Below are 26,301 nucleotides of genomic sequence, written 5' to 3'. Positions count from 1 at the left end.
CGGAACTGTCGCGATTCGCCTTATAATTCGCGGCACTACCCAATTCAGCCATCATGTCGTCGACTGCCACCCCCTCCTCCAACGCCGCCAGCCTGCTCGCTCCGATTGCCGAAGACATGCAGCAGGTCAATCGCGTCATCCGGCACCGTCTGGCGTCCGACGTGATGCTGATCAACCAGATCTCCGAGTACATCATCAGCGCCGGCGGCAAACGGCTGCGGCCCGCGCTGCTGCTGCTGGTAGCGGGCGCGCTGGGCGAAACCACCGGGCATCGGCATGAACTGGCCGCGGTGGTCGAATTCATTCATACGGCCACGCTGCTGCACGACGACGTGGTCGACGAATCCGATCTGCGGCGCGGCCGGCAGACCGCCAACGCGCTGTTCGGCAACGCGGCAAGCGTGCTGGTCGGCGACTTCCTGTACTCGCGCTCGTTCCAGATGATGGTCGGCGTGGGCAAGATGCGCGTGATGGAAATCCTGTCGGAAGCGACCAACATCATCTCCGAAGGCGAAGTCCTGCAACTGCTTAATATGCACGACGCCGACGTGGACGAAGCGCGCTACATGCAGGTGATCCGCTACAAGACCGCCAAGCTGTTCGAAGCCGCCGCCCAGCTCGGCGCGGTACTGGCCGGCTCGGACGCGAAGACCGAAGCCGCCGCGGCGGAATTCGGCCGGCGCATCGGCACCGCGTTCCAGATCATGGACGACTGGCTCGACTACACAGGCACGGCGGAATCGATGGGCAAGAACGCTGGCGACGATCTGCGCGAAGGCAAGCCCACTCTTCCACTGATCTATCTGATCGAACGCGGCACGCCGGAGCAATCGGCGCTCGCACGCGAGGCGATCGAACAAGGCGGCACGGATCGTTTCGACACGATTTTCGAAGCCATCACGCGTTCTGGCGCGCTGGATCACACGCTCGAATGCGCGAAACAGGAAGCCCAGGCAGCTGCTGCAGCAATTTCTTCGTTTCCCGATTCCATTTTCAAAGATAGCCTGCTAGAATTATGTTCTTACTCAACGGCAAGACAGTCTTGAACGAGACTGAAACACCGTAGGAGTCCAGCAGTACAAATCGGGGTGTAGCTTAGCCTGGTAGAGCGCTACGTTCGGGACGTAGAGGCCGGAGGTTCGAATCCTCTCACCCCGACCAGATTTGCCTTGTTAGCCCAAGGCTCGAAAAACCGCCCAGCTTGCTCGGCGGTTTTTTGTTTTGGGTCGCGTTTCTTCGCACCCCCACGCGCGACTTGGCAAAACCGCCCGTGAGGCGCGTGAAAACGCGCGGCCAGGTGTCTTAAGCCTTCCGGCCAGGCGGCTGGCGCCGCCCCCTCTGCTATATTCTCTCCATCCTGTCCCCTATCCTTCACGACGCGTGGAACAACTTCCCTTATGGGCGCAGATTGGCGCCGTCTTTCTGCTGCTCGTCTGCTCCAGTTTCTTTTCGATTTCCGAAACGGCGATGATGGCAATCAACCGCCATCGCCTGAAACACCTTGCCAATCAGAACGCGCTCGGAGCGAGGACCACTCAGGGTCTGCTCGTGCACACCGACCAGCTGCTAAGCGTGGTCCTGATCGGCAACAACCTGTTCAACACGATCATCCCGGTGCTCACCACCTCGATCGCGCTGCACACGTTCGGCCGCAACAACCTGGTGCTGTCGATCGCGACGGGCATCGTTGCGTTTCTGATTATCGTGTTCGCGGAAATCACGCCGAAAATCGTCGGCGCGACGTTCCCGGAAAAAATCGCGCTGCCGGCCAGTCTGCTGATCGCGCCGATGATGCGCGTCGCCAAGCCGCTCGTCTGGTTCGTCAATCTGTTCGCGAACACCATCTTGCGGGTGCTGCACATCAATACCAAGGGCGCGCACGATCAGCGCCTTTCCACCGAAGAGCTTCGCACCATCGTGCTCGAATCGGGTAGCTTCATGCCCACCAAGCACCGCAGCATTCTGCTGAACCTGTTCGACCTCGAAAACATTTCCGTCGACGACGTGATGATTCCGCGCCGCCGGATCGAAGCGCTCGACTTCGACGCGCCGTTCGAGCAGATCCTGCATCAACTCGAAACCTGCTATCACAACAAACTGATCGTCTATCAAGGCGATATCGACCGTGTGCTCGGCGTGCTGCACGTACGCAAGACGCTCGCGGCGCTGCACAACCAGGAACTGGAGCGCGAGACGCTGCGTGAACTGCTGGCGGAGCCGTATTTCGTGCCGTCCGGTACGCCGGTGTTCCAGCAATTGCAGTACTTCCAGGAGAGCCGTCATCGCACGGCGCTGGTCGTCAACGAATACGGTGAGCTGCAAGGGCTGATCACGCCGGAAGACATCATCGAAGAACTGATCGGTGAATTCACCACGTCGATTCCCCGGGGCGCGAATTCGCGTGGCGGCTGGAACGAGAACGGCGAATGTATCGTCGCCGGCAGCATGCCGCTGCGTGAACTGAACCGCTGGCTGCAACTCACGCTGCCCACCGACGGACCGAAAACGCTCAACGGCCTGATCCTCGAAATTCTCGAAGACATTCCCGATGGCGACGTGTGCGTGCAGATCGGCGAGGTGAAACTCGAAGTGATGCGCAGCGACGACCAGGCGATCCGCACGGTCAAGCTGTTCAAGCCACCGGCGCGCTCAGGTGCGAAGGCCGGCAAAGCAGCGCGCCGTTGAAGCCTGCACGCGGCAGCATCGCGTACGAGCGCAGCGCGCGCCATTAGCCGATCGGCTGAATGGTGGCGACCGCCGCCTTACCGGATGATGGAGTCGTTGTGTACTACAGGCGGCTCATCACCGGTCTCCCATGCAAGCATCTTTTCAACCGGCGGCGCCGGCGTTGCGGCCCATCGATTTCGATAGCGAAGTCGCGGCCAAGCCGAAACCCAACGCGTTCGCGACCAACGCCGGTGCAAGCCTCGCCGATCCTGACAACGCCCCTGCCGTTCGGCTGCTGACCGACACGCTGCAGGAAGCGACGCGCCGCAGCGCTTCTGACCTGCACATCGAACCGGCGGAGCATGGCTGGCGCGTGCGCTTGCGGATCGACGGCGTGCTGCACGAGATCCCTGCGCCGCCGGCACATCTGCGCGACGCGTTCATCACGCGCGTGAAGGTGCTGGCGCGCATGGACATCGCCGAGCGGCGGGTCCCGCAGGACGGTCGGCTGCGTATCGCCACGTCGCCCGGCCGGACCGAAGACTATCGCGTCAACTCACTGCCGACGCTGTTCGGTGAAAAGCTGGTGTTACGCAGGCTTGACGCGCTACCCACCGATCTTTCGCTCGACTCGCTCGGCCTCGACCCGCAACAGCGCGAAGCCGTGGATGCGGCGATCCGCGCGCCGCACGGCCTCGTGCTCGTCACCGGCCCAACCGGCAGCGGCAAAACGCTATCGCTGTATTGTTTTCTGCAACTTCTCAATGACGAGGCGCGCAATCTGTGTTCGGTCGAGGATCCGGCCGAAATCCAGCTGGCCGGCATCAATCAGGTCAGCGTGCGCGAAAAGGCCGGGCTGACCTTCGCAGTGGCGTTGCGCGCATTTCTGCGTCAGGACCCGGACGTGATCATGGTCGGTGAGATCCGCGACGACGAAACCGCCGACGTCGCCGTGAAGGCGGCGCAAACCGGCCACCTGGTGTTGTCCACCTTGCATACGAACGACGCCCCCGCTGCTGTCGCGCGTCTGATCGACATCGGCGTCGAGCCGTACAACCTCGCCGCCGCGCTGCGGATGGTGACGGCGCAGCGGCTGGTGCGGCGGCTTTGCACAGCGTGCCGCGCACCGGCGCCGCAATCGGCTGCGGCGCTGCGAGCAGTAGGCTTTGCCGGCGACCAACTCGACGGCTGGCAACCGTATGCCGCCGCCGGGTGCGCGGCCTGCCACGGCATCGGCTACCGGGGCCGCGTCGGGGTTCACCAGGTGATGCCCGTCTCCGATACGATGCGTGAGCTGATTGTGGCGAGCGCGGGCACGCACGAGCTTGCACGTCTCGCTCAAACCGAACGGGTGGCCACGTTGCGCGGCGCGGCGCTGGCCCGGGTGCGCGACGGCACCACGAGCCTCGCCGAAGCACTTGCCGCTACCGAGGTCGCATGAGCACGGCCACATCTCCTCAGCCCGCGGCAGCCGATTTGCGCTTCAGATGGCGCGGTGTCGACGCTGACGGCGTACAAAAAAACGGCGCGCTCATTGCAGCGAATGTTAGCGCCGCGCGAGCGATGCTCAAACGCGACAATCTGTTCATCGTCGAACTGACGGCGCGCGGGCCGGCGCCGCGTCCTAAAACTCGCGCCGCTGACGTCACGATATTCACCCGCCAGCTTGCCAGTCTGTTACGCGCCGGTTTGCCCCTCGCGCCCGCGCTCGACCTTCTTGCCCAAACGCAGAGTTCGCGCCAGCCCGGCATGCCGCGGATCGTCGGCGCGCTGGCGCGTGATATCACCGGCGGCCTGCGGTTTTCGGCGGCGTTGCAGCGGCATCCGGCGCAGTTCAATGCGCTGTATTGCCAGCTCGTCGAGGTCGGCGAAGCGGCCGGCGCATTGGCAACGGTTCTCGCCAGGCTCGCCGACGACCGCGAACGCGCCGCCGCGCAGCGTGCCAAGGTGCGGGCGGCGCTAACCTATCCGACGGCCATCCTGTTGCTTGCGATTGCGATTACCGCAGCGTTGCTGATATGGGTTGTCCCTACTTTCAAGCAGATCTTCGACGGCTTCGGCGCGAAACTGCCGGCACCGACGCAGTTCGTGCTGGCGCTGTCGTCCGCCGCCGCACGCTGGAGCGTGCCCGCGATCGTCATGATCTTCGCCGTGGTTTGGGCTATGACGTTTCTGCTACGCCGTTCCGAAGCGGCGCGCATCTCCTTCGGCCGCCTATCGCTGACAATGCCGGTCGCCGGTCCGCTGCTGCGCACGTTGTGCGCAGCCCGCTGGAGCCGCGCGTTGGGCACGCTGCTGTCGGCCGGCACGCCGCTCGCCGACGCATTCGATTCCTTGACACACGCCACCGGCAATGCATTCTTCGACCGCGCCACCGTGGGAATTGCCGCGCGGCTGCGGCGCGGCGAACGACTCGCCGCGGCGATGCACGCCGCGCACTGCTTTCCACCGGAGGTGGTCCAGCCGGTGGCGGTTGCCGAGGAGTCCGGCGCGCTCGATACGATGCTGATCGACGTGGCCTCGCTCGCCGATCGTCAGGTAGACGAAAAGATCGGCACGCTGTCGAGTTTGTGCGAGCCGCTCGTCATCATCGTGCTGGGTACGCTGGTCGGCGGCCTTGTGATTGCGATGTATCTTCCCATTATTCAACTCGGCAACGTGGTGTAGCATCGCAGCCGAATCCAACTCTTTCGTTATGCAGGCGACCCTTCCGCTCGTGTCAGAAACTTCTTCCAGCGTGCTGTCGGGCTTGCTGCCCGGCCACTTCGCCGCAGGTCTCGGCCTCGCGTTCGGCAGCTTGCCTGCCGGCCTGCAGATCGCGTTCGCGATCGTGTTCGGCCTCGTGATCGGCAGCTTCCTCAACGTGGTCGTGCATCGCGTGCCGATCATGCTCGAGCGCGCATGGCGCGAGGAAGTCAGCGAGGCCACCGAGAAACCACTCGAAGACGACGGCCTGCCCGCGCGCTACAACTTGTGGGTACCACGTAGCGCGTGCCCGCACTGCGGCCATGTGCTGAGCGCCTGGGAGAACCTGCCGGTGCTGAGCTATCTGCTGCTGCGCGGGCGCTGCTCCGCATGCAAGACGCGCGTGAGCCTGCGCTACCCGTTGCTCGAAATCGCCAGCGCTGCCTGCGCCGCAGGCGCGCTCGCGTTGTACGGACCGACGGGCATGGCGCTCGCCGCCTTCGGTCTGTGCGCCGCGTTGCTGCCGATGAGCGCGATCGACATCGACACCCACCTGCTGCCGGACTCAATGACACTGCCGCTCTTGTGGGCAGGCCTGATCGTCAACTTCAACGGCATGTTCGCGAGCCTGCACGACGCGGTGCTGGGCGCGATCTTCGGCTATCTGGTGCTATGGGTGGTGCACTGGCTGTTCCGGCTGGTGCGCGGTATCGAAGGCATGGGTTATGGTGATTTCAAACTGCTGGCCGCGCTCGGTGCATGGCTCGGCTGGGCCGCGCTGCCGCAAATCGTACTGATCGCGGCGGTTGCCGGCGCGGTGGTCGGTCTCGCGGCGACGTGGCGCGGACGCATGCGCTTCGAAGAACCCCTGCCGTTCGGGCCGTTTCTGGCGGCGGGCGGTGCTGTTACGCTGTTTCTCGGCACGCCGCTTTATCCGGCTTTAGGAGGCTGAAGCATGTTTGCTGTGGGATTGACCGGCGGCATCGGCAGCGGCAAATCGACCGTGGCGGATCTGTTCGCCGCGCACGGCGTGCCGCTTGTCGACACGGACCTGATCGCACATCGCATCACCGCGCCACAAGGCATTGCGATGCCGCAGATCGCCGCCGCGTTCGGCAACTCGTTCGTTGCGGCAGACGGCTCGCTCGACCGCGCCCGTATGCGAACCCTGGTGTTCAGCGACGACGGCGCGCGCAAGCGCCTCGAAGGCATCACGCATCCGTTGATTCGCGCGGAGACCGAGCGCGAGCAGCGCGAGGCGCGCGGACCGTACGTCATCGTGGTCGTCCCGCTGCTGGTCGAGTCGGGTAGCTGGAAGACCCGTGTGAACCGCGTGCTGACGGTCGATTGCAGCGTCGAGACGCAAATCTCGCGCGTGATGCGTCGCAACGCGTTCAGCCGTGAACAGGCACTGGCGATTATCGCCCGGCAGGCCACGCGCGAAGCGCGCCTCGCCGCAGCCGACGACGTGATCGACAACGACGACGCGCCGCTCGATGCGCTCACGGCGCAGGTCGACGCGCAGCATCGTATGTATTTGTCGCTCGCAGGCGCGTGAGCAGACATGCGCGCGCGTGAGCGCCACGTGACGAGCACGTGACGGAAACGTATCCGCGCGAACCATTGAACTTTGGAACTTTGCAGCGATGAGAGAGCCGAAGCACGCAGAAAACCGCCTAAAACACGCAAAAAAAGTTGCAAAAGCGCGCTGAAAAAGTGCGTGATTGCTAGGGTAGTCTCGCGGCATTAGAATGTTCTGCATTCCCGTCACCGACCACGCCCGAGGCGAGCCCGCTTGATCCTTTACGAGTATCCCTTCAACGAGCGAATCCGGACGCTTTTGCGCCTCGAAGATCTGTTCGAGCGCTTCACGTTCTTTCTGACTCAGGAAGATGCCAGGGAACATCACGTCGCACTGACCACGTTGTTCGAAATCTCTGAAGTCGCGGGTCGCGCGGATCTGAAGTCGGATCTGATGAAGGAACTCGAGCGGCAACGGCAGACGCTGGCGCCGTTCCGTGGCAATCCTGGCATCGAGCAGAACGCGCTCGAAGCTGTTCTCGGCGAAATCGAGCAGACTCTTGCGGGGCTGTCGCAGATGCAGGGCAAAACCGGCCAGCATCTTGCAGATAACGAATGGCTCGCCAGCATCCGCAGCCGCGCGATCATCCCGGGCGGCACCTGCAAGTTCGATTTGCCCTCCTACTATGCCTGGCAGCAGATCCATCCCGATCAGCGCCGCCAGGACATCGCCAAGTGGGTGACGCCCTTGCTGCCGCTGCGCGATGCCGCCACGATCGTCTTGCGTCTCGCGCGCGAATCCGGTCAGGCGTCCAAGGTGATGGCGATGCAGGGCAGCTATCAGCAAATGCTGTCAGGCCGTTCTTATCAATTGATGCAGGTACGGGTTGCACCCGAATTGCGTGTGATCCCCGAGGCAAGCGCCAACAAGTACATGCTGTGGGTACGCTTTACCGTGCAGGACGGCGATTTGCGCCCGCGTGCGGTGGATGTCGACGTGCCCTTCCAGCTCACTTTGTGCAGCTTGTAACGTTCGCCATGTAAAACCGCACTGAAGGGCCGCGCCTTTAAAGCGGCGCGAAACGCCCCTATATTCGAGACATGTTCCGTTTGCGATTAACCGCCTGACCGTATGCCTACTGTCGTCAAATGCCCTACTTGCGGAAAGGATGTCCGCTGGACCCCTGAAAACCGCTTTCGCCCGTTCTGCTCCGACCGTTGCAAGCAGATCGACCTCGGCGCCTGGGCCGCCGAGAAGTACAAGATCGGCGGCACGGATGAAGAAGCGCCTCCGGATGAATCGCCGAGTGGCGATTACAACCCGCACTAGACGCACCAGCCGTATGTATGAACGCGCGGGTCGACGCTGCTAGCGCAGCGCCCGCCACCGCGCGCCGTTCTGTCTAGTTTTTCTCAGCCGCGAGCCAATCCAGCACCGGAATCGTCGCCGGCAACAGCGGCGAAACATCCGCGGGCAATGCCTGCCAGACAAACGCCTGACCCTCACGCCCGTGCAACTCGCCGGTCCAGTCCGTTACCTTGCAGAAAAACAGCCGCACATAGGCATGCGGGTAATCGTGTTCGAGCGTGTGCCACAGGTGGCTCGCCTTGACGTCGATCCCCAATTCCTCGTGCAACTCGCGAGCGAGCGCCGCCTCGACCGACTCGCCCGCCTCCAGCTTGCCGCCCGGAAACTCCCAATAGCCCTCGTACGGCTTGCCAGCCGGGCGCTGGGCCAGCAAATAGCGCCCGTCCGGCTGAATCAGCACGCCGACGGCGACTTCCGTCACTGGCCGCCCGGCGGCATTCTTCTGCGCGTCGCTCATGCCTGGGTCTTCCGGCCCGACCAGTCGCGGGCGAACTGCCACGCGACGCGCCCCGAGCGCGAACCGCGTTCTAGCGCCCACACCAGCGCATCGCCGCGCGCGGCTTCGACTTCCGCGTCATCGCAGCCGAAATGCCGCAGCCAGTGGCCGATGATCGACAGGTAGTCGTCCTGCTTGAACGGATAGAAGCTGACCCACAGCCCGAAACGCTCGGACAACGAGATCTTTTCTTCGACCAGTTCGCCCGGATGAATCTCGCCGTCGGCCATGTGCTTGTACGTTTCGTTGTCGCTCATGTACTCGGGCAGCAGATGGCGGCGGTTCGACGTTGCATAGATCAGCACATTGTCCGACTGTGCCGCGATCGAGCCGTCGAGCGCAACTTTGAGCGCCTTGTAGCCCGACTCGCCGTCTTCGAACGACAAGTCGTCACAAAACACGACGAAGCGCTCCGGCCGATGCGCGATCAGGTCGACGATGTCGCCGAGATCGTGCAGGTCGTCTTTATCCACTTCGATCAGACGTAAGCCGTTTTTCGCATACGCGTTCAGGCAAGCCTTGATCAGCGACGACTTGCCGGTGCCGCGCGCGCCCGTCAGCAACACGTTGTTGGCCGGTTGCTTGTCCACGAATTGACGCGTGTTCTGCTCGATCAGACCTTTCTGGCGATCGATGTTTTGCAGGTCGTCGAGCGTGATCGCCGAGATGGCGGGCACCGGCTGCAGGTAGCCGCGCCCCTGGCGCTTGCGCCAGCGAAAAGCGACCGCGGCTGACCAGTCGATATCCGGCTCGGCGGGCGGAAGCATCGCTTCCAGACGGCCGAGCACGGCTTCGGCACGGGTCAGAAACTGTTCGAGTTTGTCCATGGCTGTGAGTAAGCGACAAGGCGCCGCATGATGAACCTGGTTACGAACGATAGTCGGCGTTGATGCTCACGTAGTCGTGCGACAGATCGCAAGTCCAGATCGTGGCTTGCGCATTGCCGCGCCCGAGCACGACGCGAATGCCGATCTCGCTCTTTTTCATGACGCGCTGGCCGTCTTCTTCACGGTAGGCCGGATTGCGGCCGCCGGCCGTCGCGACCAGCACGTCGTCCAGATACAGATCGATCTTGCCGACGTCGAGATCGTCTACGCCGGCATAGCCGATGGCCGCGAGAATGCGGCCGAGATTCGGGTCCGATGCATAGAAGGCCGTTTTCACGAGTGGCGAATGGCCGATCGCGTACGCGATCTGGCGGCATTCACCGACGCTCGAACCGCCTTCAACGTGCACCGTCATGAATTTGGTCGCGCCTTCGCCATCGCGCACGATCAGTTGTGCGAGCGTCTGGGCGACTTCGGTCACCACATCGCGCAGCGCTGCATAAGCGGGCGAATCGGTAGACGTGATTGCCGGCAGGCTCGATTTGCCCGACGCGATCAGAATGAAAGAATCGTTGGTCGACGTATCGCCGTCGATCGTGATGCAGTTGAACGAGCGGTCCGCGACGTGCCTGACCAGCGCGTCGAGCACGGGTTGCGCCACGGCGGCGTCGAACGCGAGGAAGCCGAGCATGGTCGCCATGTTCGGCTTGATCATGCCGGCGCCCTTGCTGATGCCGGTCAGTGTCACCGTATGGCCGTCGATCGTGACTTGGCGCGAAGTGGCTTTAGGCAGCGTATCCGTGGTCATGATCGCCTGCGCAGCGTCGTACCAGTGAGCAGCCTTGCGGTTCGCCAGCGCGGCCGGCAGACCCGCTTTCAGACGATCGACCGGCAGCGGTTCCAGAATCACGCCTGTCGAAAACGGCAGCACCTGTTCCGGCGCAATATCGGCCAGACGCGCGAGTTCCGCGCAGGTTTCGCGTGCATGCGCGAGCCCCGGTTCGCCCGTACCCGCGTTCGCGTTACCAGTGTTGATTACCAGCGCGCGAATCGGCTTGCCGCCCGCGCGCACACGTTCCAGATTCTCCCGGCACACCGTGACGGGCGCGGCGCAAAAGCGGTTCTGCGTGAACGCGCCGCCTACCGTCGCGCCTTCGTCGACGGAAATGACCAGTACGTCCTTGCGGTTCGGCTTGCGGATGTTCGCCTCCGCCCAGCCTAGCGTAACGCCGGCGACGGGATGGAGTTGAGCGGGATCGATCGAGGGGAAATTGACAGCCATGGTCGCGACCTGTCGAAGAAAATGCCGGCAGAGCGCCGGCATCGAGGGAAACGGAAACTGATGGCTCGGGCGTGCTGCCAAACCACCGCGAAATTACCAGCAAAGCACCGCAAAAAAACGACGCGGCGCGCATGAAGCGCGCCGCTTTCGCCTTTACGCGATCTTGCCGTGGCACTGCTTGTACTTCTTGCCGCTACCGCACGGGCACGGGTCGTTGCGGCCGACCTTCGGCACGTTCTCCGCACCGACATCCGGCGCGGCGGCATGCGACAAGCCGTGGCTCATCGCGTCGCCGATCATTGCGGCAGTGGCCGCTTCCGCGGCGGCAGGCCCTGCGGCCGCTTCGGCAAATTCGGCGTGACGGAACTCGACGTTTTCGAGGTGGCTGCCCTGCTCTTCGTACTGCTCGGCAGCCTGCTCCAGCTGTTCCGGCGACTGGATCTGCACGTTCATCACCACGCGGGTGACTTCGAGCTTCACGGCGTCGAGCATCGCGGCGAACAGTTCGAACGCCTCGCGCTTGTATTCCTGCTTCGGATTCTTCTGCGCATAACCGCGCAGATGGATGCCCTGACGCAGGTGATCGAGCGCCGCCAGATGCTCGCGCCAGCTGCGGTCCAGCGTTTGCAGCATGATCGAGCGCTCGAACGCGCTGAACGATTCGCGGCCGACCTGCTCGACCTTCGATTCGTATGCTTCGTCCGCCGCGGCCTGAACCGCTTCGCGAATTTCGTCCGCGCTGATCGAGTTCGACTCGTTGATCATTTCCTGAATCGCGAGGTCGAGCTGCCATTCGTTGCGCAGCACTTCCTCCAGTTCGGGCACATCCCATTGCTCTTCAATGCTGCCGGCCGGCACGAACTGGTGAACGACATCGCTGATCACGCCATGACGCATTGCGCCGATGGTTTCAGTGATGTCATTCGCTTCGAGCAATTCATTGCGCTGCTGGTAGATCACCTTGCGCTGATCGTTCGACACATCGTCGTATTCGAGCAATTGCTTGCGAATATCGAAGTTGCGCGCTTCGACCTTGCGCTGCGCCGATTCGATCGAACGCGAGACGATGCCCGCTTCGATCGCTTCGCCTTCCGGCATCTTCAGGCGATCCATGATCGCGCGCACGCGGTCGCCGGCGAAGATGCGCAGCAGCGGATCTTCCAGCGACAGATAGAAACGCGACGAACCCGGGTCGCCCTGACGGCCGGCACGGCCGCGCAACTGGTTGTCGATCCGGCGCGATTCGTGGCGCTCGGTGCCGATGATGTGCAGACCGCCCGCGACCTTTACCTGATCGTGCAATGCCTGCCATTCGTCGTGCAGCTTCTGGATACGGCGTTGTTTCTCATCCGCAGGAATCGATTCATCGAGTTCGATGAAGGACGCCTGCTTTTCCGCGTTGCCGCCGAGCACAATGTCGGTACCGCGACCGGCCATGTTGGTGGCGATCGTGATGCGCTTCGGACGGCCCGCTTCGGCGACGATTTCCGCTTCACGCGCGTGCTGCTTGGCGTTCAGCACTTCGTGCGGCAAACCGGTCTGCTTCAGCAGATGCGACAGCAACTCGGAGTTTTCGATCGACGTCGTGCCGACCAGCACCGGCTGACCGCGCTCGTGGCAATCGCGGATGTCGCGGATCACCGCGTCGTAGCGTTCCTTCGCGGTCTTGTAGATCTGATCCTGCTTATCGATCCGTTTCGGCGGACGGTTGGTCGGGATCACGACCGTCTCGAGACCGTAGATCTCGTTGAATTCGTACGCTTCGGTATCGGCCGTGCCGGTCATGCCGGACAGCTTTGCGTACATACGGAAGTAGTTCTGGAACGTGATCGACGCGAGCGTCTGGTTCTCGCTCTGGATCTTGACGTGTTCCTTCGCCTCGACGGCCTGGTGCAGACCGTCCGACCAGCGGCGGCCTGACATCAGACGGCCGGTAAATTCGTCGACGATCACCACTTCGCCGTTCTGCACGACGTAGTGCTGATCCTTGAAGAACAGCGTGTGTGCGCGCAGCGCGGCGTACACGTGGTGCATCAGCGTGATGTTCTGCGGTGCGTACAGGCTCTCGCCCTCACCGATCAGGCCCCACTCGCCGAGCAGACGCTCGGCCTTTTCGTGGCCCGATTCCGTGAGGAACACCTGGCGGCCTTTCTCGTCCAGCGTGTAGTCGCCCGGCTTTTCGACGCCGGTGCCGTCAGCCTTCTCTTCGCCGATCTGGCGTTCGAGCAGCGGCGGCAGTGCGTTCATCCGCACGTAGAGTTCCGTGTGATCTTCGGCCTGGCCGGAAATGATCAGCGGCGTACGGGCTTCGTCGATCAGGATCGAGTCGACCTCGTCGACCACCGCGAAATTCAACGCCCGCTGCACGCGCGCGTCGGTCTCGTAGACCATGTTGTCGCGCAGGTAATCGAAGCCGAATTCGTTGTTGGTGCCGTACGTGATGTCCGCGGCGTACGCTTCCTGCTTCGCGGCGTGATCCATCTGCGACAAATTGATGCCGACCGACAGACCGAGGAAGTTGTAAAGGCGCCCCATCCACTCGGCGTCGCGTTGCGCGAGGTAATCGTTGACCGTCACGACGTGCACGCCGCGACCGGACAGCGCATTCAGGTACACCGGCAGCGTAGCGACGAGCGTCTTGCCTTCGCCGGTGCGCATTTCACCGATCTTGCCATAGTGCAGGACCATGCCGCCGATCAGCTGCACGTCGAAGTGGCGCATTTTCAGCGTCCGCTTGCTGGCCTCGCGGCAGACCGCGAAGGCTTCCGGCAGAAGCTTGTCGAGCGACTCCCCGCTCGCTATGCGCTGGCGGAATTCACCCGTTTTCGCGCGCAGTTGATCGTCCGTCAATTGCTCGATCTGCGGCTCGAGCGCATTGATCGCCGCGACGGTCTTTTGATATTGCTTGACTAGCCGCTGGTTACGGCTGCCAAAAATCTTCTGTAGAAAACCGGTGGTCATCGGATCGGTGTCTGCGTCGCGGCTTCGGCTGGGTTCGCGGCGTGCAGTTCGTGCACGTGCGCTCCGGGGTCGGAAGTGCCTCGGCGGCTTAGTCCAAGAGTGAATTCGAATCGGGCATTTTAGCACGCGCCCCCGCCCGCGCCTGTGACAGCAGCGCGACGGCGGCAACGCATCCGAAGCCCGCCGCAGCGCCCTCTGACGGTACGCATTGAGGCAGGCCCGCGTGCATCCTGCGCGGTACAATCGCGGCGTGAACGCGCATTGGGCGCGAACACGCCGTCATCACCAAACATGAGCCGTTTTCCGTCCTTTTCAAGGCCGCCGTCCAAGCAGTTCAACGCGCGCCGCCCGCAACCCGTCGCCGAAGTGCTCAATCGCACCGACGCGTTCGCGGCCCTGCGCGCGGGCGTCGAACAGATTGCCGCGCTCGAAAAGGATCTGCGGGAGTTGCTCCCCGATTATCTGGCAACCAGCGTCGAGCCGAGCTTCATCAAGGAAGGTGTACTGGCCCTGTTTGCCGGACACAACGCGCTGGCGGCGCGGCTGCGACATATGGAACCGCGGCTGTTATCAGACTTGCAGCAGCGCGGCTGGCCGGTCAATGCGCTGAGAATTCGCGTGCGCCCGCAGCCCGCCAAAGAACCGCCTCCGGTCAAGCAGGCGCGCATGACACCGGCTGGCGCGGACGCCTTGCACGCGCTTTCCGAATCGCTCGCGCCGTCGCCGTTGCAGGAGGCGCTGGCGAAAATGGCCGCGCGGCATAGGAGAAATCGCTGAACAAAAAATAAGCGGCCCAGATGGGCCGCTTATTTTTCATCCATTCGCTTCGGGAAATTCACCCGAAGCGGTGACAACGTCATGCAAATGCCGTCTGCGTTTCGTACGCAAAGCCGCGAGGCGCCTTCTGCGTGTCGTCGAAGGTGACGATTTCGTACGCATCTTCATGCGCCAGCAGTTCGCGCAGCAGCGCGTTGTTCAGGCCGTGGCCCGACTTGTACGCCGTGTACGATGCCAGCAACGGATGGCCGACCACGTACAGATCGCCGATCGCGTCGAGCATCTTGTGCTTCACGAATTCGTCGTCGTAACGCAGGCCGTCGTTATTCAGAATACGGTATTCGTCCAGCACGATCGCGTTATCCATGCTGCCGCCGCGCGCCAAACCCAGTTCTCGCATCATTTCCACTTCATGCGCAAAGCCGAACGTGCGCGCACGGGCAATTTCCCGCACGTACGACGTATTGGCAAAATCCACTTCCAGCGCCTGACCGGTTTTATCGACAGCCGGGTGACGGAAATCGATCGTGAATTTCAGCTTGAAACCGAAATACGGGTCGAGCCGCGCGAACTTGTCGCCGTCGCGGATTTCGACCGGCTTGGTGACCTTAATGAATTTCTTCGCCGCGTTCTGCTCTTCAATACCGGCCGATTGAATCAGAAACACGAAAGACCCTGCACTACCGTCCATGATCGGGATTTCTTCGGCGGTGACATCGACATACAGATTGTCGATGCCGAGACCCGCGCAAGCGGACATCAAATGCTCGACCGTCGACACCCGCGCGCCGTCTTTCTGCAACACGGAAGCCAGACGCGTGTCGCCAATCGCCATCGCCGACGCGGGAATATCCACCGGCGTGGGCAAATCCACGCGCGAAAACACGATGCCTGTGTCCGGCGCCGCCGGGCGGAGCGTCAAGTCGACTTTGCGGCCGGAGTGCAAGCCGATGCCGACTGTCTTGACGATTGATTTGATAGTGCGCTGCTTCAACATGGCGATCTTCTATTCGATTGAAAATCCCAATCGGGACTTTTTATTCCATAGCGCGAATTATACTCCAATACCCTAAGGAGCGTCTTTGCGCGGAACGTATCAATCTGTTTCGCCGCATTACTCGATGGGCACTCGTCAGGGAAAGCGTGACGGGCCGATGTCCGGAACGGAGGCGTTCCCGGTCATCGGCCCGCGTAACGGCCTGTCACAAAAGCGTCTTATTATCCGTTGCCCTGCTACAACGCGCTTACCGCGCAAACTCAGGGCAAAGGCTTCAGACGCACAGCAACTAGCTCAACGTAGCGAGGATACTCCCTGCATCGCTGACTTCGAATTTGCCGGCAGCCTCGACGTTCAACGTCTTGACCACGCCGTCGTCGACCACCATTGCGTAGCGCTGGGAACGGATCCCCATGCCGCGCGCCGACAAATCCTGCTCAAGACCGAGCGCCTTCGTGAAAGCCGCACTGCCGTCCGCCATCATGCGCACCTTGCCCGAGGCGTGCTGATCGCGTCCCCACGCGCCCATTACGAACGCGTCGTTGACGGACACGCACCAGATCTCGTCGATGCCAAGAGCGCGCAACTGCTCGGCGTGCTCGACGTAACCCGGCACATGTTTGGCCGAACAGGTCGGCGTGAACGCGCCCGGCAATCCGAAGATCACCACGCGCTTGCCCGCCGTCTGCTCGCGCACGTCGAAGCTGTTAGGCCCGACCGTGCAGCCCGCCCGCGCGTCTTCGACGAACTCGAAGAGCGTCGCGTCGGGCAGCCTTTCACCTGTCTGAATCATGCTCAGTCCTTTGCATCGATGCGAAGCACGCTCGCACGTTGTCGTGTCGCAGTGAAATGCGACGGTTGTCCGATTGAAGACTCCGTCATCCGGCGACAGTCGCCCATTCCGCTTCGCGAATCCGAAGAGGGCACCTGTCCTTGCCGCGAATCTGACGATACGCGGCCTGTTCGCCGTTCACCCGCCACGCTCGTGCATTCGTCTGCCAGCGCTAAAAAACGGCGCCGCAGCGAAAGCCTGCTCGTGCGCTCAGTCCGCTTGCTTGCGCAGGAACGCCGGAATGTCGTACGTATCGACACCCTTTTCCTGCAGCGCCTGCACGTGCGAAGCCGCCGTATCGCGCGACGTGCGCCACACAGCCGGCGTGTCCAGCGCGCCGTAATCGGCCGTGCTGGCGTGCGACGGTGCGTACGCTGCGTGTTGCATCGTGCTGATCGGCTGATTGTCCGTGCCGGTGCGCAGCAGCGTCATCGGTGCCGATTGCTGCTTCTTCGCCGCACGGCCCAGACCCGTTGCCACGACCGTCACGCGCAGCGCGTCGCCCATTGCATCGTCGTACACCGCACCGAAGATCACCGTAGCGTCTTCTGCAGCATAGCTCTTGATGGTGTTCATCACTTCGCGCGTTTCCGACAGACGCAGCGAACGGCTCGACGTGATGTTGACCAGCACGCCACGCGCGCCCGACAGATCCACACCTTCCAGCAGCGGGCTGGCAACAGCCTGCTCTGCGGCCAGACGCGCGCGATCGACGCCGGCAACCGTCGCCGTGCCCATCATCGCCTTGCCTTGCTCGCCCATCACCGTCTTCACGTCTTCGAAGTCGACGTTCACCAGACCGTCGACATTGATGATTTCGGCGATACCGGCAACTGCGTTGTTCAGAACGTCGTCTGCGCACTGGAAGCACTTGTCCATCTCGGCGTCATCGCCCATCACCTCGAACAGCTTGTCGTTCAGAACGACGATCAGCGAGTCGACGTGATCCTCCAGTTGCTGCGAACCTGCTTCTGCAACGCGCATCCGCTTGCCGCCTTCGAATTCGAACGGCTTGCTGACCACGCCAACAGTCAAGATACCCATTTCCTTGGCGATCTGCGCGACCACGGGCGCGGCGCCCGTACCCGTGCCGCCGCCCATGCCGGCGGTGATGAACACCATGTGCGCGCCGAGCAGTGCGTCGGCGATGCGTTCACGTGCTTCTTCTGCTGCCGCGCGGCCCATTTCCGGCTTGGCACCAGCGCCAAGACCCGTATTGCCGAGCTGGATCACCGCAGTTGCACGCGAACGCGACAGTGCCTGGGCGTCCGTGTTCATCACGATGAAATCGACGCCTTGCACGCCTTTGTTGATCATGTGCTGAACGGCATTGCCGCCAGCGCCACCTACTCCGACCACCTTGATGATGGTGCCGTTCGTTTCGGTTTCCAGCATCTGGAATTCCATGTTGCCTCCGTCAAGATAAAAAATTGCAGCCACTCGGCCGTTATTCGGCAGGAGATCGGGCAACCCCCTGTCGCGCGCCAGCCGCCGGCACCAGCGCGTGTTTACGTAAAACCGTTCAAAAGCGAATTCGTTAGAAGTTGCCGAGGAACCAGTCTTTCATTCGCGTGAAGACCTGCCCCATCGACCCCGACTGCACCGCGACCTTGCGCCCGCGCATCCGTTGCGAGCGTCCTTCGACGAGCAGCCCCATTGCCGTCGAGTAACGCGGGTTACGCACCACGTCCGCAAGACCACCCGCGTATTCCGGCACGCCGATACGCACCGGCTTCAGGAAAATGTCCTCGCCGAGTTCGACCATCCCGAGCATCATCGACGCGCCGCCGGTCAGCACCACGCCGGAGCTCAGCAGTTCCTCGTAACCCGACTCGCGCACCACTTGCTGCACGAGTGAAAACAGTTCTTCGACACGCGGTTCGACCACCGCCGCCAATGCCTGGCGCGACAGCGTGCGCGGACCGCGCTCGCCCAGCCCCGGCACTTCGATCATCTCGTCCGGATCGGCCAGCGCCTGCTTGGCGATGCCGTAATCGACCTTGATGTCTTCCGCATCCGGCGTCGGCGTACGCAAGGCCATCGCGATGTCGCTGGTGATCTGGTCGCCGGCGATCGGAATCACCGCCGTATGACGAATCGCGCCTTCGCTGAAAATCGCGATGTCCGTCGTGCCGCCGCCGATGTCGACCAGCACCACGCCCAGTTCCTTTTCATCTTCCGTCAGCACCGCCAGCGACGATGCCAGCGGCTGCAAGATCAGATCGTTCACTTCGAGCCCGCAACGGCGCACGCACTTGACGATGTTCTGCGCCGCGCTCACCGCGCCGGTCACGATGTGCACCTTCACTTCCAGCCGGATGCCGCTCATGCCGATCGGCTCGCGCACATCTTCCTGACCGTCGATGATGAATTCCTGCGTCAGGATGTGCAGCACCTGCTGATCGGTCGGGATGTTGATCGCCTTGGCCGTCTCGATCACGCGCGCCACATCTGTCTGCGTGACTTCTTTCTCCTTGATCGCCACCATGCCGCTCGAATTGAAGCTGCGGATATGGCTGCCGGCGATCCCGGTAAATACGTTAGTGATCTTGCAGTCGGCCATCAGCTCGGCTTCTTCGAGCGCACGCTGAATGGACTGCACGGTGGCCTCGATGTTCACCACGACGCCTTTCTTGAGCCCCTTCGATTCGCTCTGGCCGAGTCCGATCACCTCGTAGTGACCTTCGCCTTTCAGTTCGGCGACGATGGCCACCACCTTCGCCGTCCCAATGTCGAGGGCGACCAGCAGATCTTTATAGTCTTTACTCATAGCGTGCTCATTGCGTGTGATGTCCGTTTACTTCTTGCCCTTGTCGGGTTCGCTGATAAAGCGCATGCCAGCGGCACGAATCGCGAAACCGTTCGGATAGCGCAAGTCCGCATACTCGATATCCTTTCCCCAACGTTGCGTCACCGCGTTCCACGCCGCGGTCAGGCGCTTGCTGCGATCGAGCAGCGTGTCCTGATTGCGTTCGCGCCCAAGTTCCACCTGCATGCCGTTCGACAGCTTCACGGTCCACGCGTAGCGCGGCGACAGTGTCACTTCATCCGGCGTCGCGCCCAGCGGCGCAAACCACTTCCTGAAGTCGCGATAACGCGCGACAACTTCTTTTGCCGTGCCGTCCGGGCCGTCGAACGCAGGCAGCTCTTCTTCGAGCTCGCCCTGGTTCGCGGTGAACAGCTCGCCGTCGACGCTGACCAGCTGATCGCTGCCCCACGTTCCCAGCGGTTTGTACTCTTCGAGCGTGACAGCTAGTGCATTCGGCCAGACGCGCCGCACGCTCGCATGACGCACCCACGGCATCTGCTCGAACGCCTGCCGTGCGACGTCGAGATCCACCGTAAAAAAGTTGCCCTTCAACCGCCCTACTACACCGGCGCGCACCGTCGGCGAATTGATGTGCTCGGTGTCTCCATCGATCTGGATTTCGCGCAGCGCGAAATTCGGGCGCTGGATCAGCCAGTAACCGCCCGCCGCCAGCAGCACGAGCACCAGCAACGCATGCAATGCGTTGGCGGCGAGATTGAGCTGGCGAACGTTGTTCCACATGGTGTTGCTTTCGGGTCGCCCCGGTTAGTCCTTTGTTAGTCCTTGAGCGTCAGCGCCAACACGCCGACAACCAGTTCCTGGTAGCTGATGCCCACCGCACGCGCCGCTTTCGGCGGCAGCGAGTGATCGGTCATCCCAGGCGCCGTGTTCACTTCAAGAAAATACGGATTGCCGTGCGCGTCGAGCATGAAATCCGCACGGCCCCAATCGGTGCAGCCGAGCACGTCGAATGCGCGACGCGCCAGCACTTTCAGACGCGCTTCCTCGTCCGGTTCCAGGCCGCACGGAATCAGGTACTGCGTGTCGTTGGCGATGTACTTCGCGTGGTAGTCGTAGAACTCGCCGGCCGGCACGATGCGGATCACCGGCAGATCCAGATCGCCGGCGATGCACGCGGTGTATTCGCCACCGCCTTCAATGCTCTTTTCGACCACGACGATCTTGTCGTACTTCACGGCTTCGAGCAGCGCCGCCGGCAATGCGCCGGCATTTTTCACCTTGATCACGGCGACGCTCGAACCTTCGCTGGCCGGCTTCACGAACAGTGGCAAGCCGAGCTTCGCGACGATGTCTTTAGCGCGTGATTCGTAGTCGTCGCCACGCAGCACAGCTTCGAACGACGGCGTCGGAATACCGAGTTGCTGCCACACGAGCTTGGTGCGGAATTTGTCGAGACCGAGCGCCGAACCGAGCACGCCGCTACCCGTGTAACGGATGCCGTAGAAATCGAGCGCGCCTTGAATCTGGCCGTTTTCGCCGTAGCCACCGTGCAGCGCGTTGAACGCGCGTATGAAGCCTTCCTCCTTCAACGCGGCGAGCGGACGCTCGGCCGGATCGAACGGATGCGCGTCAATACCGGCGTCGCGCAGACCTTGCAGCACGAGGCGGCCGGAATTGAGCGACACCTCGCGCTCGGCGGAATCGCCACCGAGCAGCACTGCCACTTTGCCGAATTGTTTTGGATCGATGCCGCTCATCTCACACCTTCGTTTCTTGCGCGAGGCGTCCCGGCACACCGCCGATCGAACCCGCGCCCATCGTGATCACCACATCGCCGTCGCGCACCACTGCTGAGAGCGCGTCCGGCACTTCATCCACCGTATCCACAAACACCGGCTCGACCTTGCCTGCGACGCGCAGCGCACGCGCCAATGCGCGGCCATCAGCGGCGACGATCGGCGCTTCGCCCGCTGAATAGACCTCGGTCAGCACAAGTGCGTCGACCGTCGACAGCACCTTCACAAAATCTTCGAAGCAATCGCGCGTGCGCGTGAAGCGGTGCGGCTGGAATGCCAGCACCAGACGCCGCCCCGGAAACGCACCGCGCGCCGCCGCCACCGTCGCCGCCATTTCGACAGGGTGATGGCCGTAGTCGTCGACCAGCGTGTACGCGCCGGCAGCTTTCCCTTCTGACATAACCGGCACTTCGCCATAGCGCTGGAAGCGCCGGCCCACGCCGTTGAAATCCGCCAGCGCTCGCTGGATATCGGCATCTTTCACTTCAAGTTCAGTCGCAATTGCGATCGCGGCCAAAGCGTTCTGCACGTTGTGCTCGCCGGGCAGGTTCAGCACGATGTCGATCGGCGGCGCGTCTTCGCGCAATGCCGTGAAATGCATCTTGCCGCCGCGTGCCTCGACGTTGACCGCGCGCACCTGCGCATCCGGCGCGAAGCCGTAACGGATGATCGGCTTCGACACGAACGGCAGGATCTCTTTCACGTTCGGATCGTCGACACACAGCACCGCGATACCGTAGAACGGCAAACGGTGCGTGAATTCGATGAACGCCTGCTTGAGCCGAGCGAAGTCGTGGCCGTAGGTGTCCATGTGATCGGCGTCGATGTTCGTGATGACTTCGATCACCGGGAACAGATTCAGGAACGACGCATCCGACTCGTCCGCTTCGGCGACGATGAAGTCGCCCGTACCCAGACGCGCATTCGCGCCCGCGCTGATCAAACGACCGCCGATCACGAAAGTCGGATCGAGGCCGCCGGCCGCCAGCACGCTCGCCACCAGCGAGGTGGTGGTGGTCTTGCCGTGCGTGCCGGCAATCGCGATGCCCTGCTTCAGGCGCATCAGTTCCGCGAGCATCACCGCGCGCGGCACGATCGGAATCCGGCGATGACGCGCGGCCAACACTTCCGGGTTGTCGCTGCGCACGGCCGTGGAAACGACCACCGCATTCGCACCCTCGATGTTCTCCGCCGCATGGCCGATGGCGATGCGCGCGCCGAGCGCGGCGAGGCGATCGGTGACCGGGTTGCTCGTGAGATCCGAGCCGCTCACCTGATAGCCGAGATTAACCAGCACCTCTGCGATGCCGCTCATGCCGACACCGCCGATGCCGACAAAATGAATGTGTTTGACGATGTGTTTCATTGCTTTCCTTCCAGGCTCGGGCTCGGGGTCCAACCCGCCACGGTCGCGCAAATCTGTGCGACCTGTTCGGTGGCGTCGGGTTTCGCGAGCGAGCGCGAACGCTCCGCCATCTCCGCGAGGGTCTCTCGCGTCTGGCTGCGCAACCAGTCGGCGAGCTTGTCCGCCGACAGATCGCGTTGCTGCACGACCAGCGCCCCGCCGTTGTCGGCGAGAAACGCTGCATTAGTTGTTTGGTGATCGTCTACTGCAAATGGGAACGGCACGAAAAATGCCGCCACCCCTACGGCTGAAATCTCCGACACCGTCATCGCGCCCGAACGGCAGATCACCAGATCTGCTTTCGCGTAGGCGCTCGTCATGTCGTCGATGAACGGCACGAGTTCTACGTCGGATTGCTCACCGTCAGCGATTTGCAAACCCGCTGCCGCGTAGTGCTCACGCAGCGCTTCAATATGCTTCGCGCCCGCCTGATGCACGATGTGCGGACGTTCGTTCGGCGAGAGCAGCGCGACCGCGCGCGGCACCACTTCATTCAACGCCGCCGCGCCCAGACTGCCGCCTACGACCAGTACATTCAGCGGACCGCTGCGCTGCGCGTAGCGTGCTTTGGGTGCAATTGCGCGCGCAAGTTCCGCACGAATCGGGTTTCCGGTCCATTCGCCGTGCGGCAGCGCGTTCGGGAACGCAACCAGCACACGTTTGGCGACCTTCGCGAGCACCTTGTTCGTCAGACCCGCAATCGAATTCTGTTCATGCAGCACCAGCGGCCGGCCGCTCAACGCGGTCATCAGCCCTGCGGGGAACGTGATGTAACCGCCCATGCCGAGCACGACGTCCGGCTTCACGCGACGCAGCACGCTCAAGCTTTGCGTGCAGGCGCGAAGCAAATTCAGCGGCAGCATCAGCTTGGTTTTTATGCCCTTGCCGCGCAGACCGCCGAAGCGCACGTATTCCATCGGGATACCGTGCTTCGGCACCAGCGTCGCTTCCATGCCGGCGGGGTTGCCGAGCCAGACGACCTTCCAGCCCCACGCCTGCATCAGGTGCGCGACCGCGAGCCCCGGGAACACGTGTCCCCCGGTGCCCCCGGCCATCACCATCAGCGTGCGTTGCGGCAGAGCGGTCATACCTTCCCCCCACGCATCAGCACCCGGTTTTCGTAATCGACACGCATCAAAACGGCCACCGCGACGCAGTTCAGCACGATGCCCGAACCGCCGTAGCTGACGAGCGGCAACGTGAGGCCTTTGGTGGGCAGCAAGCCGAGGTTCACGCCCATGTTGATAAAGGTCTGCGCGCCGAACCAGATGCCGACGCCCTTCGCCACCAAACCCGCAAACGTGCGGTCGAGCGCGAGCGCCTGACGGCCGATCTCGAACGAACGGCGCACGATCCAGTAGAACATCAGGATCACGACCAGCACGCCGACAAAACCGAGTTCCTCGCCGATCACCGCGAGGATGAAGTCGGTATGCGCTTCCGGCAGATAGTTGAGCTTCTCGACGCTGCCGCCGAGACCCACGCCGAACCACTCGCCGCGCCCGAACGCGATCAACGAGTGCGTCAATTGATAAGCCTTGCCTTGCGCGTAACGGTCGTCCCACGGATCGAGGTAAGCGAAAATCCGCTCGCGACGCCACGGCGACGCCCACACCAGCAAGCTGAACGTGCCCACCGCGGTAGCCACGAGACCACCGAACAGCTTGCCGTTCACGCCGCCGAGGAACAGCACGCCCATCGCGATCGCGGCGATCACCATGAACGCGCCCATGTCCGGCTCGAGCAGCAGCAACGCGCCGACAAGACCCACCGCGACCGCCATCGGCAGAAAGCCCTTGGCGAAGCTATGCATATATTCCTGTTTGCGCACCGTGTAGTTCGCCGCGTAGATCGTCACGGCGAGCTTCATGATTTCCGACGGCTGCATGTTCGTGATGCCGAGCGGAATCCAGCGGCGCGCGCCGTTCACGCCTTTGCCGACGTGCGGGATCAGCACGATCACCAGCGCGACCAGCGAAATCAGGAAGAGCTTCGGCGCGTACTTGTCCCACGTCGAGATCGGAATGCGGAACGACACGACGCCAATCACCGAGCCCATCACCACGAAGATGATCTGGCGCACGAGGAACGCGTAGTCGCGATACGACGCGTACTTCGGCGAATCGGGCATCGCGATCGACGCCGAATACACCATCACGACACCAAGACCCAGCAACGCGACGACCACCCACAGCAGCGAGTGATCGTAGTCGAGCATCCGCGAACGCAGCGGACGTACGCCGTTGACGGCGCTCGATAGACCGCTGCCGCCGGTGCGGCCAGACGGGCGACCGGTGCTGCTTGCGCTGCCTGCGTCGCCTTGACCGGCACGGGACCCGGCGAGGCGCGAACCGAAACGTTCCGACCAGCTCATATCATCGTCCCCCGTTCGGCAGCGATGTCTTCCACCGTGCTGCGGAACACCGCCGCACGATGCGCGTAACCCTTGAACATGTCGAAGCTCGCGCAGGCCGGCGACAGCAGCACGGCGTCGCCCGGTTGCGCCAGCGCTGTAGCCGCACGCGTGGCTTCTTCGAGCGTCGCATGATCGGTCAGCGCGATGCCGGTGTGTTCCAGCGCGGCGCGAATCTGCGGCGCATCTCGGCCGATCAGCATCACGGCGCGGCACCAGCGCATGACCGGCTCGGCGAGAGGATCGAAATCCTGGCCCTTGCCGTCGCCGCCGGCGATCAGCACCGCGCGCTGGGCTAGGCCGTCGAGCGCGGCAACTGTCGCGCCGACGTTGGTGCCCTTGCTGTCGTCGACGTAATCGATGCCTTCGATCGATGCGATCAATTCGACCCGATGCGGCTCGCCACGGTATTCGCGCAAGCCGTGCAGCAGCGGCGCGCCGGGCAGACCGATCGCACGCGTCAACGCGTATGCTGCCAGCGCGTTCGCGGCATTGTGCAGACCGCGAATACGCAAGGCGTCGGCGGGCATCAGGCGCTTGAGCGCGATATTCGGCGCTGCGCTCACTTCATTCTTGCGACGGCGCGTCGGCGCCGGCGCCCCTAAGGAAGCCCCCCTAGGGGATTCGTCGCCGGCATCGCGATCGTGCGCTTCGACCAGCCAGACGATACCGTTATCGCGCAGCAAACCGTAGTCGCCGTCGTTCTTCGGCTCGGTCACGCCAAACGTGATCATCGCCGCCTCGCCGCCCACGGACGGCGCGAGTGCCATCACGCGTGCGTCGTCGCGGTTCAGCACACGCACGGTTTGTGTACCGAAGATGCGGCCCTTCGCAGCGGCGTACGCATCGAGGCCGCCGTGCCAATCCAGGTGATCTTGCGTGATGTTCAGAACGACCGCTGCGTCCGGAGTAAACGTGTGCGCGGTTTCCAGCTGGAAGCTGGACAATTCCAGAACCCATACGTCGGGTAATGCGGTGTTGTCGATCGCTTCGGTCAGTTTGTCCAGCGCGGCCGGACTGATGTTGCCCGCCACCGCGACCTTCTTGCCCGCGCGTTCGCACAGCAGGCCGGTCAGGCTCGTCGTTGTCGTCTTGCCATTGGTGCCGGTGATCGCGATCACCTTCGGCGCGTAACCGCTTTCGCCGAGCGTCTTCAGTGCTTGCGAGAAGAACTCGAGTTCGCCCCACACGGGGATCTCCTGCTCACGTGCAGCGCTGATCAGCGGCAGCAGATCGGCGGCAAGCGGCGACAAACCCGGGCTGATCGCAACCAGTTCGACGCCTTCGAGCAGCACCGGCGAAAACGGGCCGCCGATGAACTCGGCATCGACGCCGTGCGCTTCCAGTGCGGACAGGTTCGGCGGCACCTCGCGCGTATCGGCCACACGCAGCCGACAGCCGTGCCGCGCGCACCAGCGCGCCATCGCGAGACCGGATTCACCGAGTCCCAGCACGAGCACCATCGGCTTTTGCCGATCCCGAAACTTCTCGCCAAACATCGCC

23 protein-coding genes and 1 tRNA gene are annotated in these 26,301 nt (G+C 62.9%); 10 read left to right on the top strand and 14 right to left on the bottom strand.

The annotated features are described in order from the left end of the window. The first annotated feature begins 53 nt into the window (after window positions 1–53). The 9 genes from WN982_RS02550 to yacG all read left to right on the top strand — a co-directional run bounded on the left by WN982_RS02550 (window position 54) and on the right by yacG (window position 8,203). Window positions 54–1,046, top strand: coding sequence for a polyprenyl synthetase family protein (locus tag WN982_RS02550; protein ID WP_011489900.1), 993 nt, complete (start codon window positions 54–56; stop codon window positions 1,044–1,046). 38 nt (window positions 1,047–1,084) lie between these two features. After that, a tRNA-Pro gene (locus WN982_RS02545) sits at window positions 1,085–1,161 on the top strand. 219 nt (window positions 1,162–1,380) lie between these two features. After that, window positions 1,381–2,685, top strand: a complete 1,305-nt coding sequence (locus tag WN982_RS02540) for an HlyC/CorC family transporter (protein ID WP_341314237.1) — start codon at window positions 1,381–1,383, stop codon at window positions 2,683–2,685. Between the two features lie 130 nt (window positions 2,686–2,815). Further along, on the top strand, window positions 2,816–4,108 hold the full coding sequence (locus WN982_RS02535) for an ATPase, T2SS/T4P/T4SS family (protein ID WP_341314236.1): 1,293 nt from the start codon (window positions 2,816–2,818) through the stop codon (window positions 4,106–4,108). After that, entirely contained in the window at window positions 4,105–5,334 is a 1,230-nt protein-coding gene (locus WN982_RS02530; protein WP_341314235.1) for a type II secretion system F family protein, read from the top strand. Before WN982_RS02535 ends, WN982_RS02530 begins: the two co-directional genes overlap by 4 nt. A 28-nt stretch (window positions 5,335–5,362) precedes the next feature. Then, window positions 5,363–6,304 (top strand): A24 family peptidase, encoded by a 942-nt coding sequence (locus WN982_RS02525; protein ID WP_341314234.1) that lies wholly within the window; start codon window positions 5,363–5,365, stop codon window positions 6,302–6,304. A gap of 3 nt (window positions 6,305–6,307) precedes the next feature. Then, entirely contained in the window at window positions 6,308–6,910 is a 603-nt protein-coding gene (coaE, locus tag WN982_RS02520; RefSeq protein ID WP_341314233.1) for a dephospho-CoA kinase, read from the top strand. A 237-nt stretch (window positions 6,911–7,147) separates the two neighbouring features. Continuing rightward, on the top strand, window positions 7,148–7,903 hold the full coding sequence (gene zapD / locus WN982_RS02515) for a cell division protein ZapD (RefSeq protein WP_091798841.1): 756 nt from the start codon (window positions 7,148–7,150) through the stop codon (window positions 7,901–7,903). A 102-nt stretch (window positions 7,904–8,005) separates the two neighbouring features. Beyond that, entirely contained in the window at window positions 8,006–8,203 is a 198-nt protein-coding gene (gene yacG, locus WN982_RS02510; RefSeq protein WP_341314232.1) for a DNA gyrase inhibitor YacG, read from the top strand. Between the two features lie 73 nt (window positions 8,204–8,276). On the opposite strand, the gene WN982_RS02505 is transcribed toward yacG, so the two are convergent. The 4 genes from WN982_RS02505 to secA form a co-directional block, all read right to left on the bottom strand. Beyond that, entirely contained in the window at window positions 8,277–8,699 is a 423-nt protein-coding gene (locus WN982_RS02505) for an NUDIX domain-containing protein (RefSeq protein WP_341314231.1), read from the bottom strand. Then, window positions 8,696–9,565, bottom strand: coding sequence for an ATP-binding protein (locus WN982_RS02500; RefSeq protein ID WP_341314230.1), 870 nt, complete (start codon window positions 9,563–9,565; stop codon window positions 8,696–8,698). Before WN982_RS02500 ends, WN982_RS02505 begins: the two co-directional genes overlap by 4 nt. A 40-nt stretch (window positions 9,566–9,605) precedes the next feature. Next, entirely contained in the window at window positions 9,606–10,847 is a 1,242-nt protein-coding gene (gene argJ / locus WN982_RS02495; protein WP_341314229.1) for a bifunctional glutamate N-acetyltransferase/amino-acid acetyltransferase ArgJ, read from the bottom strand. 153 nt (window positions 10,848–11,000) lie between these two features. Beyond that, the gene (gene secA, locus WN982_RS02490; protein WP_341314228.1) at window positions 11,001–13,808 is read right to left on the bottom strand and encodes a preprotein translocase subunit SecA; all 2,808 of its coding nucleotides are present in this window, start codon (window positions 13,806–13,808) and stop codon (window positions 11,001–11,003) included. 291 nt (window positions 13,809–14,099) lie between these two features. On the opposite strand from secA, the gene WN982_RS02485 reads away from it, so the two are divergent. Further along, entirely contained in the window at window positions 14,100–14,585 is a 486-nt protein-coding gene (locus tag WN982_RS02485; protein WP_341314227.1) for a DciA family protein, read from the top strand. Between the two features lie 79 nt (window positions 14,586–14,664). Here the strand turns inward: WN982_RS02485 and lpxC are convergent, their stop codons facing one another. From lpxC to murD, 10 genes are all read right to left on the bottom strand, one after another. Then, window positions 14,665–15,582 carry a UDP-3-O-acyl-N-acetylglucosamine deacetylase gene (gene lpxC, locus WN982_RS02480; RefSeq protein WP_085487919.1) on the bottom strand — a complete coding sequence of 306 codons (918 nt, stop codon included), beginning with the start codon at window positions 15,580–15,582 and terminating at the stop codon, window positions 14,665–14,667. 289 nt (window positions 15,583–15,871) lie between these two features. Next, window positions 15,872–16,375 (bottom strand): peroxiredoxin, encoded by a 504-nt coding sequence (locus WN982_RS02475; protein WP_341314226.1) that lies wholly within the window; start codon window positions 16,373–16,375, stop codon window positions 15,872–15,874. Window positions 16,376–16,624: 249 nt separating this feature from the next. Next, window positions 16,625–17,821 (bottom strand): cell division protein FtsZ, encoded by a 1,197-nt coding sequence (ftsZ, locus tag WN982_RS02470; protein ID WP_064269249.1) that lies wholly within the window; start codon window positions 17,819–17,821, stop codon window positions 16,625–16,627. A 130-nt stretch (window positions 17,822–17,951) separates the two neighbouring features. Next, the gene (ftsA, locus tag WN982_RS02465) at window positions 17,952–19,184 is read right to left on the bottom strand and encodes a cell division protein FtsA (protein ID WP_341314225.1); all 1,233 of its coding nucleotides are present in this window, start codon (window positions 19,182–19,184) and stop codon (window positions 17,952–17,954) included. Between the two features lie 27 nt (window positions 19,185–19,211). Continuing rightward, window positions 19,212–19,964 carry a cell division protein FtsQ/DivIB gene (locus WN982_RS02460; protein WP_341314224.1) on the bottom strand — a complete coding sequence of 251 codons (753 nt, stop codon included), beginning with the start codon at window positions 19,962–19,964 and terminating at the stop codon, window positions 19,212–19,214. Window positions 19,965–19,999: 35 nt separating this feature from the next. After that, on the bottom strand, window positions 20,000–20,941 hold the full coding sequence (locus tag WN982_RS02455) for a D-alanine--D-alanine ligase (RefSeq protein WP_341314223.1): 942 nt from the start codon (window positions 20,939–20,941) through the stop codon (window positions 20,000–20,002). Window position 20,942: 1 nt separating this feature from the next. Further along, window positions 20,943–22,346 carry a UDP-N-acetylmuramate--L-alanine ligase gene (gene murC, locus WN982_RS02450; protein WP_341314222.1) on the bottom strand — a complete coding sequence of 468 codons (1,404 nt, stop codon included), beginning with the start codon at window positions 22,344–22,346 and terminating at the stop codon, window positions 20,943–20,945. Then, a complete protein-coding gene (gene murG, locus WN982_RS02445; protein WP_341314221.1) occupies window positions 22,343–23,473 on the bottom strand; it encodes an undecaprenyldiphospho-muramoylpentapeptide beta-N-acetylglucosaminyltransferase in 1,131 nt (376 codons plus the stop codon). Before murG ends, murC begins: the two co-directional genes overlap by 4 nt. Next, entirely contained in the window at window positions 23,470–24,759 is a 1,290-nt protein-coding gene (gene ftsW, locus WN982_RS02440; protein ID WP_341314220.1) for a putative lipid II flippase FtsW, read from the bottom strand. The genes murG and ftsW overlap by 4 nt, the downstream gene beginning before the upstream one ends. Continuing rightward, window positions 24,756–26,297 (bottom strand): UDP-N-acetylmuramoyl-L-alanine--D-glutamate ligase, encoded by a 1,542-nt coding sequence (murD, locus tag WN982_RS02435; RefSeq protein WP_341314219.1) that lies wholly within the window; start codon window positions 26,295–26,297, stop codon window positions 24,756–24,758. The genes ftsW and murD overlap by 4 nt, the downstream gene beginning before the upstream one ends. Window positions 26,298–26,301: the final 4 nt, after the last annotated feature.

The sequence above is a fragment of the Paraburkholderia sp. IMGN_8 genome (genome assembly GCF_038050405.1).
Taxonomy (GTDB): domain Bacteria; phylum Pseudomonadota; class Gammaproteobacteria; order Burkholderiales; family Burkholderiaceae; genus Paraburkholderia.
The sequence above is the reverse complement of the archived record's forward strand: the minus strand, read 5'-3'. Positions and strand labels throughout refer to the sequence as shown.

Coding starts and splice junctions, on each gene's coding strand:
- coaE (WP_341314233.1), top strand. CDS start 6,308: ATGTTTGCTGTGGGATTGACCGGCGGCATCGGCAGCGGCAAATCGACC.
- murC (WP_341314222.1), bottom strand. CDS start 22,346: ATGAAACACATCGTCAAACACATTCATTTTGTCGGCATCGGCGGTGTC.
- WN982_RS02505 (WP_341314231.1), bottom strand. CDS start 8,699: ATGAGCGACGCGCAGAAGAATGCCGCCGGGCGGCCAGTGACGGAAGTC.
- WN982_RS02550 (WP_011489900.1), top strand. CDS start 54: ATGTCGTCGACTGCCACCCCCTCCTCCAACGCCGCCAGCCTGCTCGCT.
- WN982_RS02460 (WP_341314224.1), bottom strand. CDS start 19,964: ATGTGGAACAACGTTCGCCAGCTCAATCTCGCCGCCAACGCATTGCAT.
- WN982_RS02475 (WP_341314226.1), bottom strand. CDS start 16,375: ATGATTCAGACAGGTGAAAGGCTGCCCGACGCGACGCTCTTCGAGTTC.
- secA (WP_341314228.1), bottom strand. CDS start 13,808: ATGACCACCGGTTTTCTACAGAAGATTTTTGGCAGCCGTAACCAGCGG.
- ftsA (WP_341314225.1), bottom strand. CDS start 19,184: ATGAGTAAAGACTATAAAGATCTGCTGGTCGCCCTCGACATTGGGACG.
- WN982_RS02530 (WP_341314235.1), top strand. CDS start 4,105: ATGAGCACGGCCACATCTCCTCAGCCCGCGGCAGCCGATTTGCGCTTC.
- yacG (WP_341314232.1), top strand. CDS start 8,006: ATGCCTACTGTCGTCAAATGCCCTACTTGCGGAAAGGATGTCCGCTGG.
- WN982_RS02485 (WP_341314227.1), top strand. CDS start 14,100: ATGAGCCGTTTTCCGTCCTTTTCAAGGCCGCCGTCCAAGCAGTTCAAC.
- lpxC (WP_085487919.1), bottom strand. CDS start 15,582: ATGTTGAAGCAGCGCACTATCAAATCAATCGTCAAGACAGTCGGCATC.
- WN982_RS02535 (WP_341314236.1), top strand. CDS start 2,816: ATGCAAGCATCTTTTCAACCGGCGGCGCCGGCGTTGCGGCCCATCGAT.
- WN982_RS02500 (WP_341314230.1), bottom strand. CDS start 9,565: ATGGACAAACTCGAACAGTTTCTGACCCGTGCCGAAGCCGTGCTCGGC.
- argJ (WP_341314229.1), bottom strand. CDS start 10,847: ATGGCTGTCAATTTCCCCTCGATCGATCCCGCTCAACTCCATCCCGTC.
- ftsW (WP_341314220.1), bottom strand. CDS start 24,759: ATGAGCTGGTCGGAACGTTTCGGTTCGCGCCTCGCCGGGTCCCGTGCC.
- WN982_RS02525 (WP_341314234.1), top strand. CDS start 5,363: ATGCAGGCGACCCTTCCGCTCGTGTCAGAAACTTCTTCCAGCGTGCTG.
- murD (WP_341314219.1), bottom strand. CDS start 26,297: ATGTTTGGCGAGAAGTTTCGGGATCGGCAAAAGCCGATGGTGCTCGTG.
- ftsZ (WP_064269249.1), bottom strand. CDS start 17,821: ATGGAATTCCAGATGCTGGAAACCGAAACGAACGGCACCATCATCAAG.
- murG (WP_341314221.1), bottom strand. CDS start 23,473: ATGACCGCTCTGCCGCAACGCACGCTGATGGTGATGGCCGGGGGCACC.
- WN982_RS02455 (WP_341314223.1), bottom strand. CDS start 20,941: ATGAGCGGCATCGATCCAAAACAATTCGGCAAAGTGGCAGTGCTGCTC.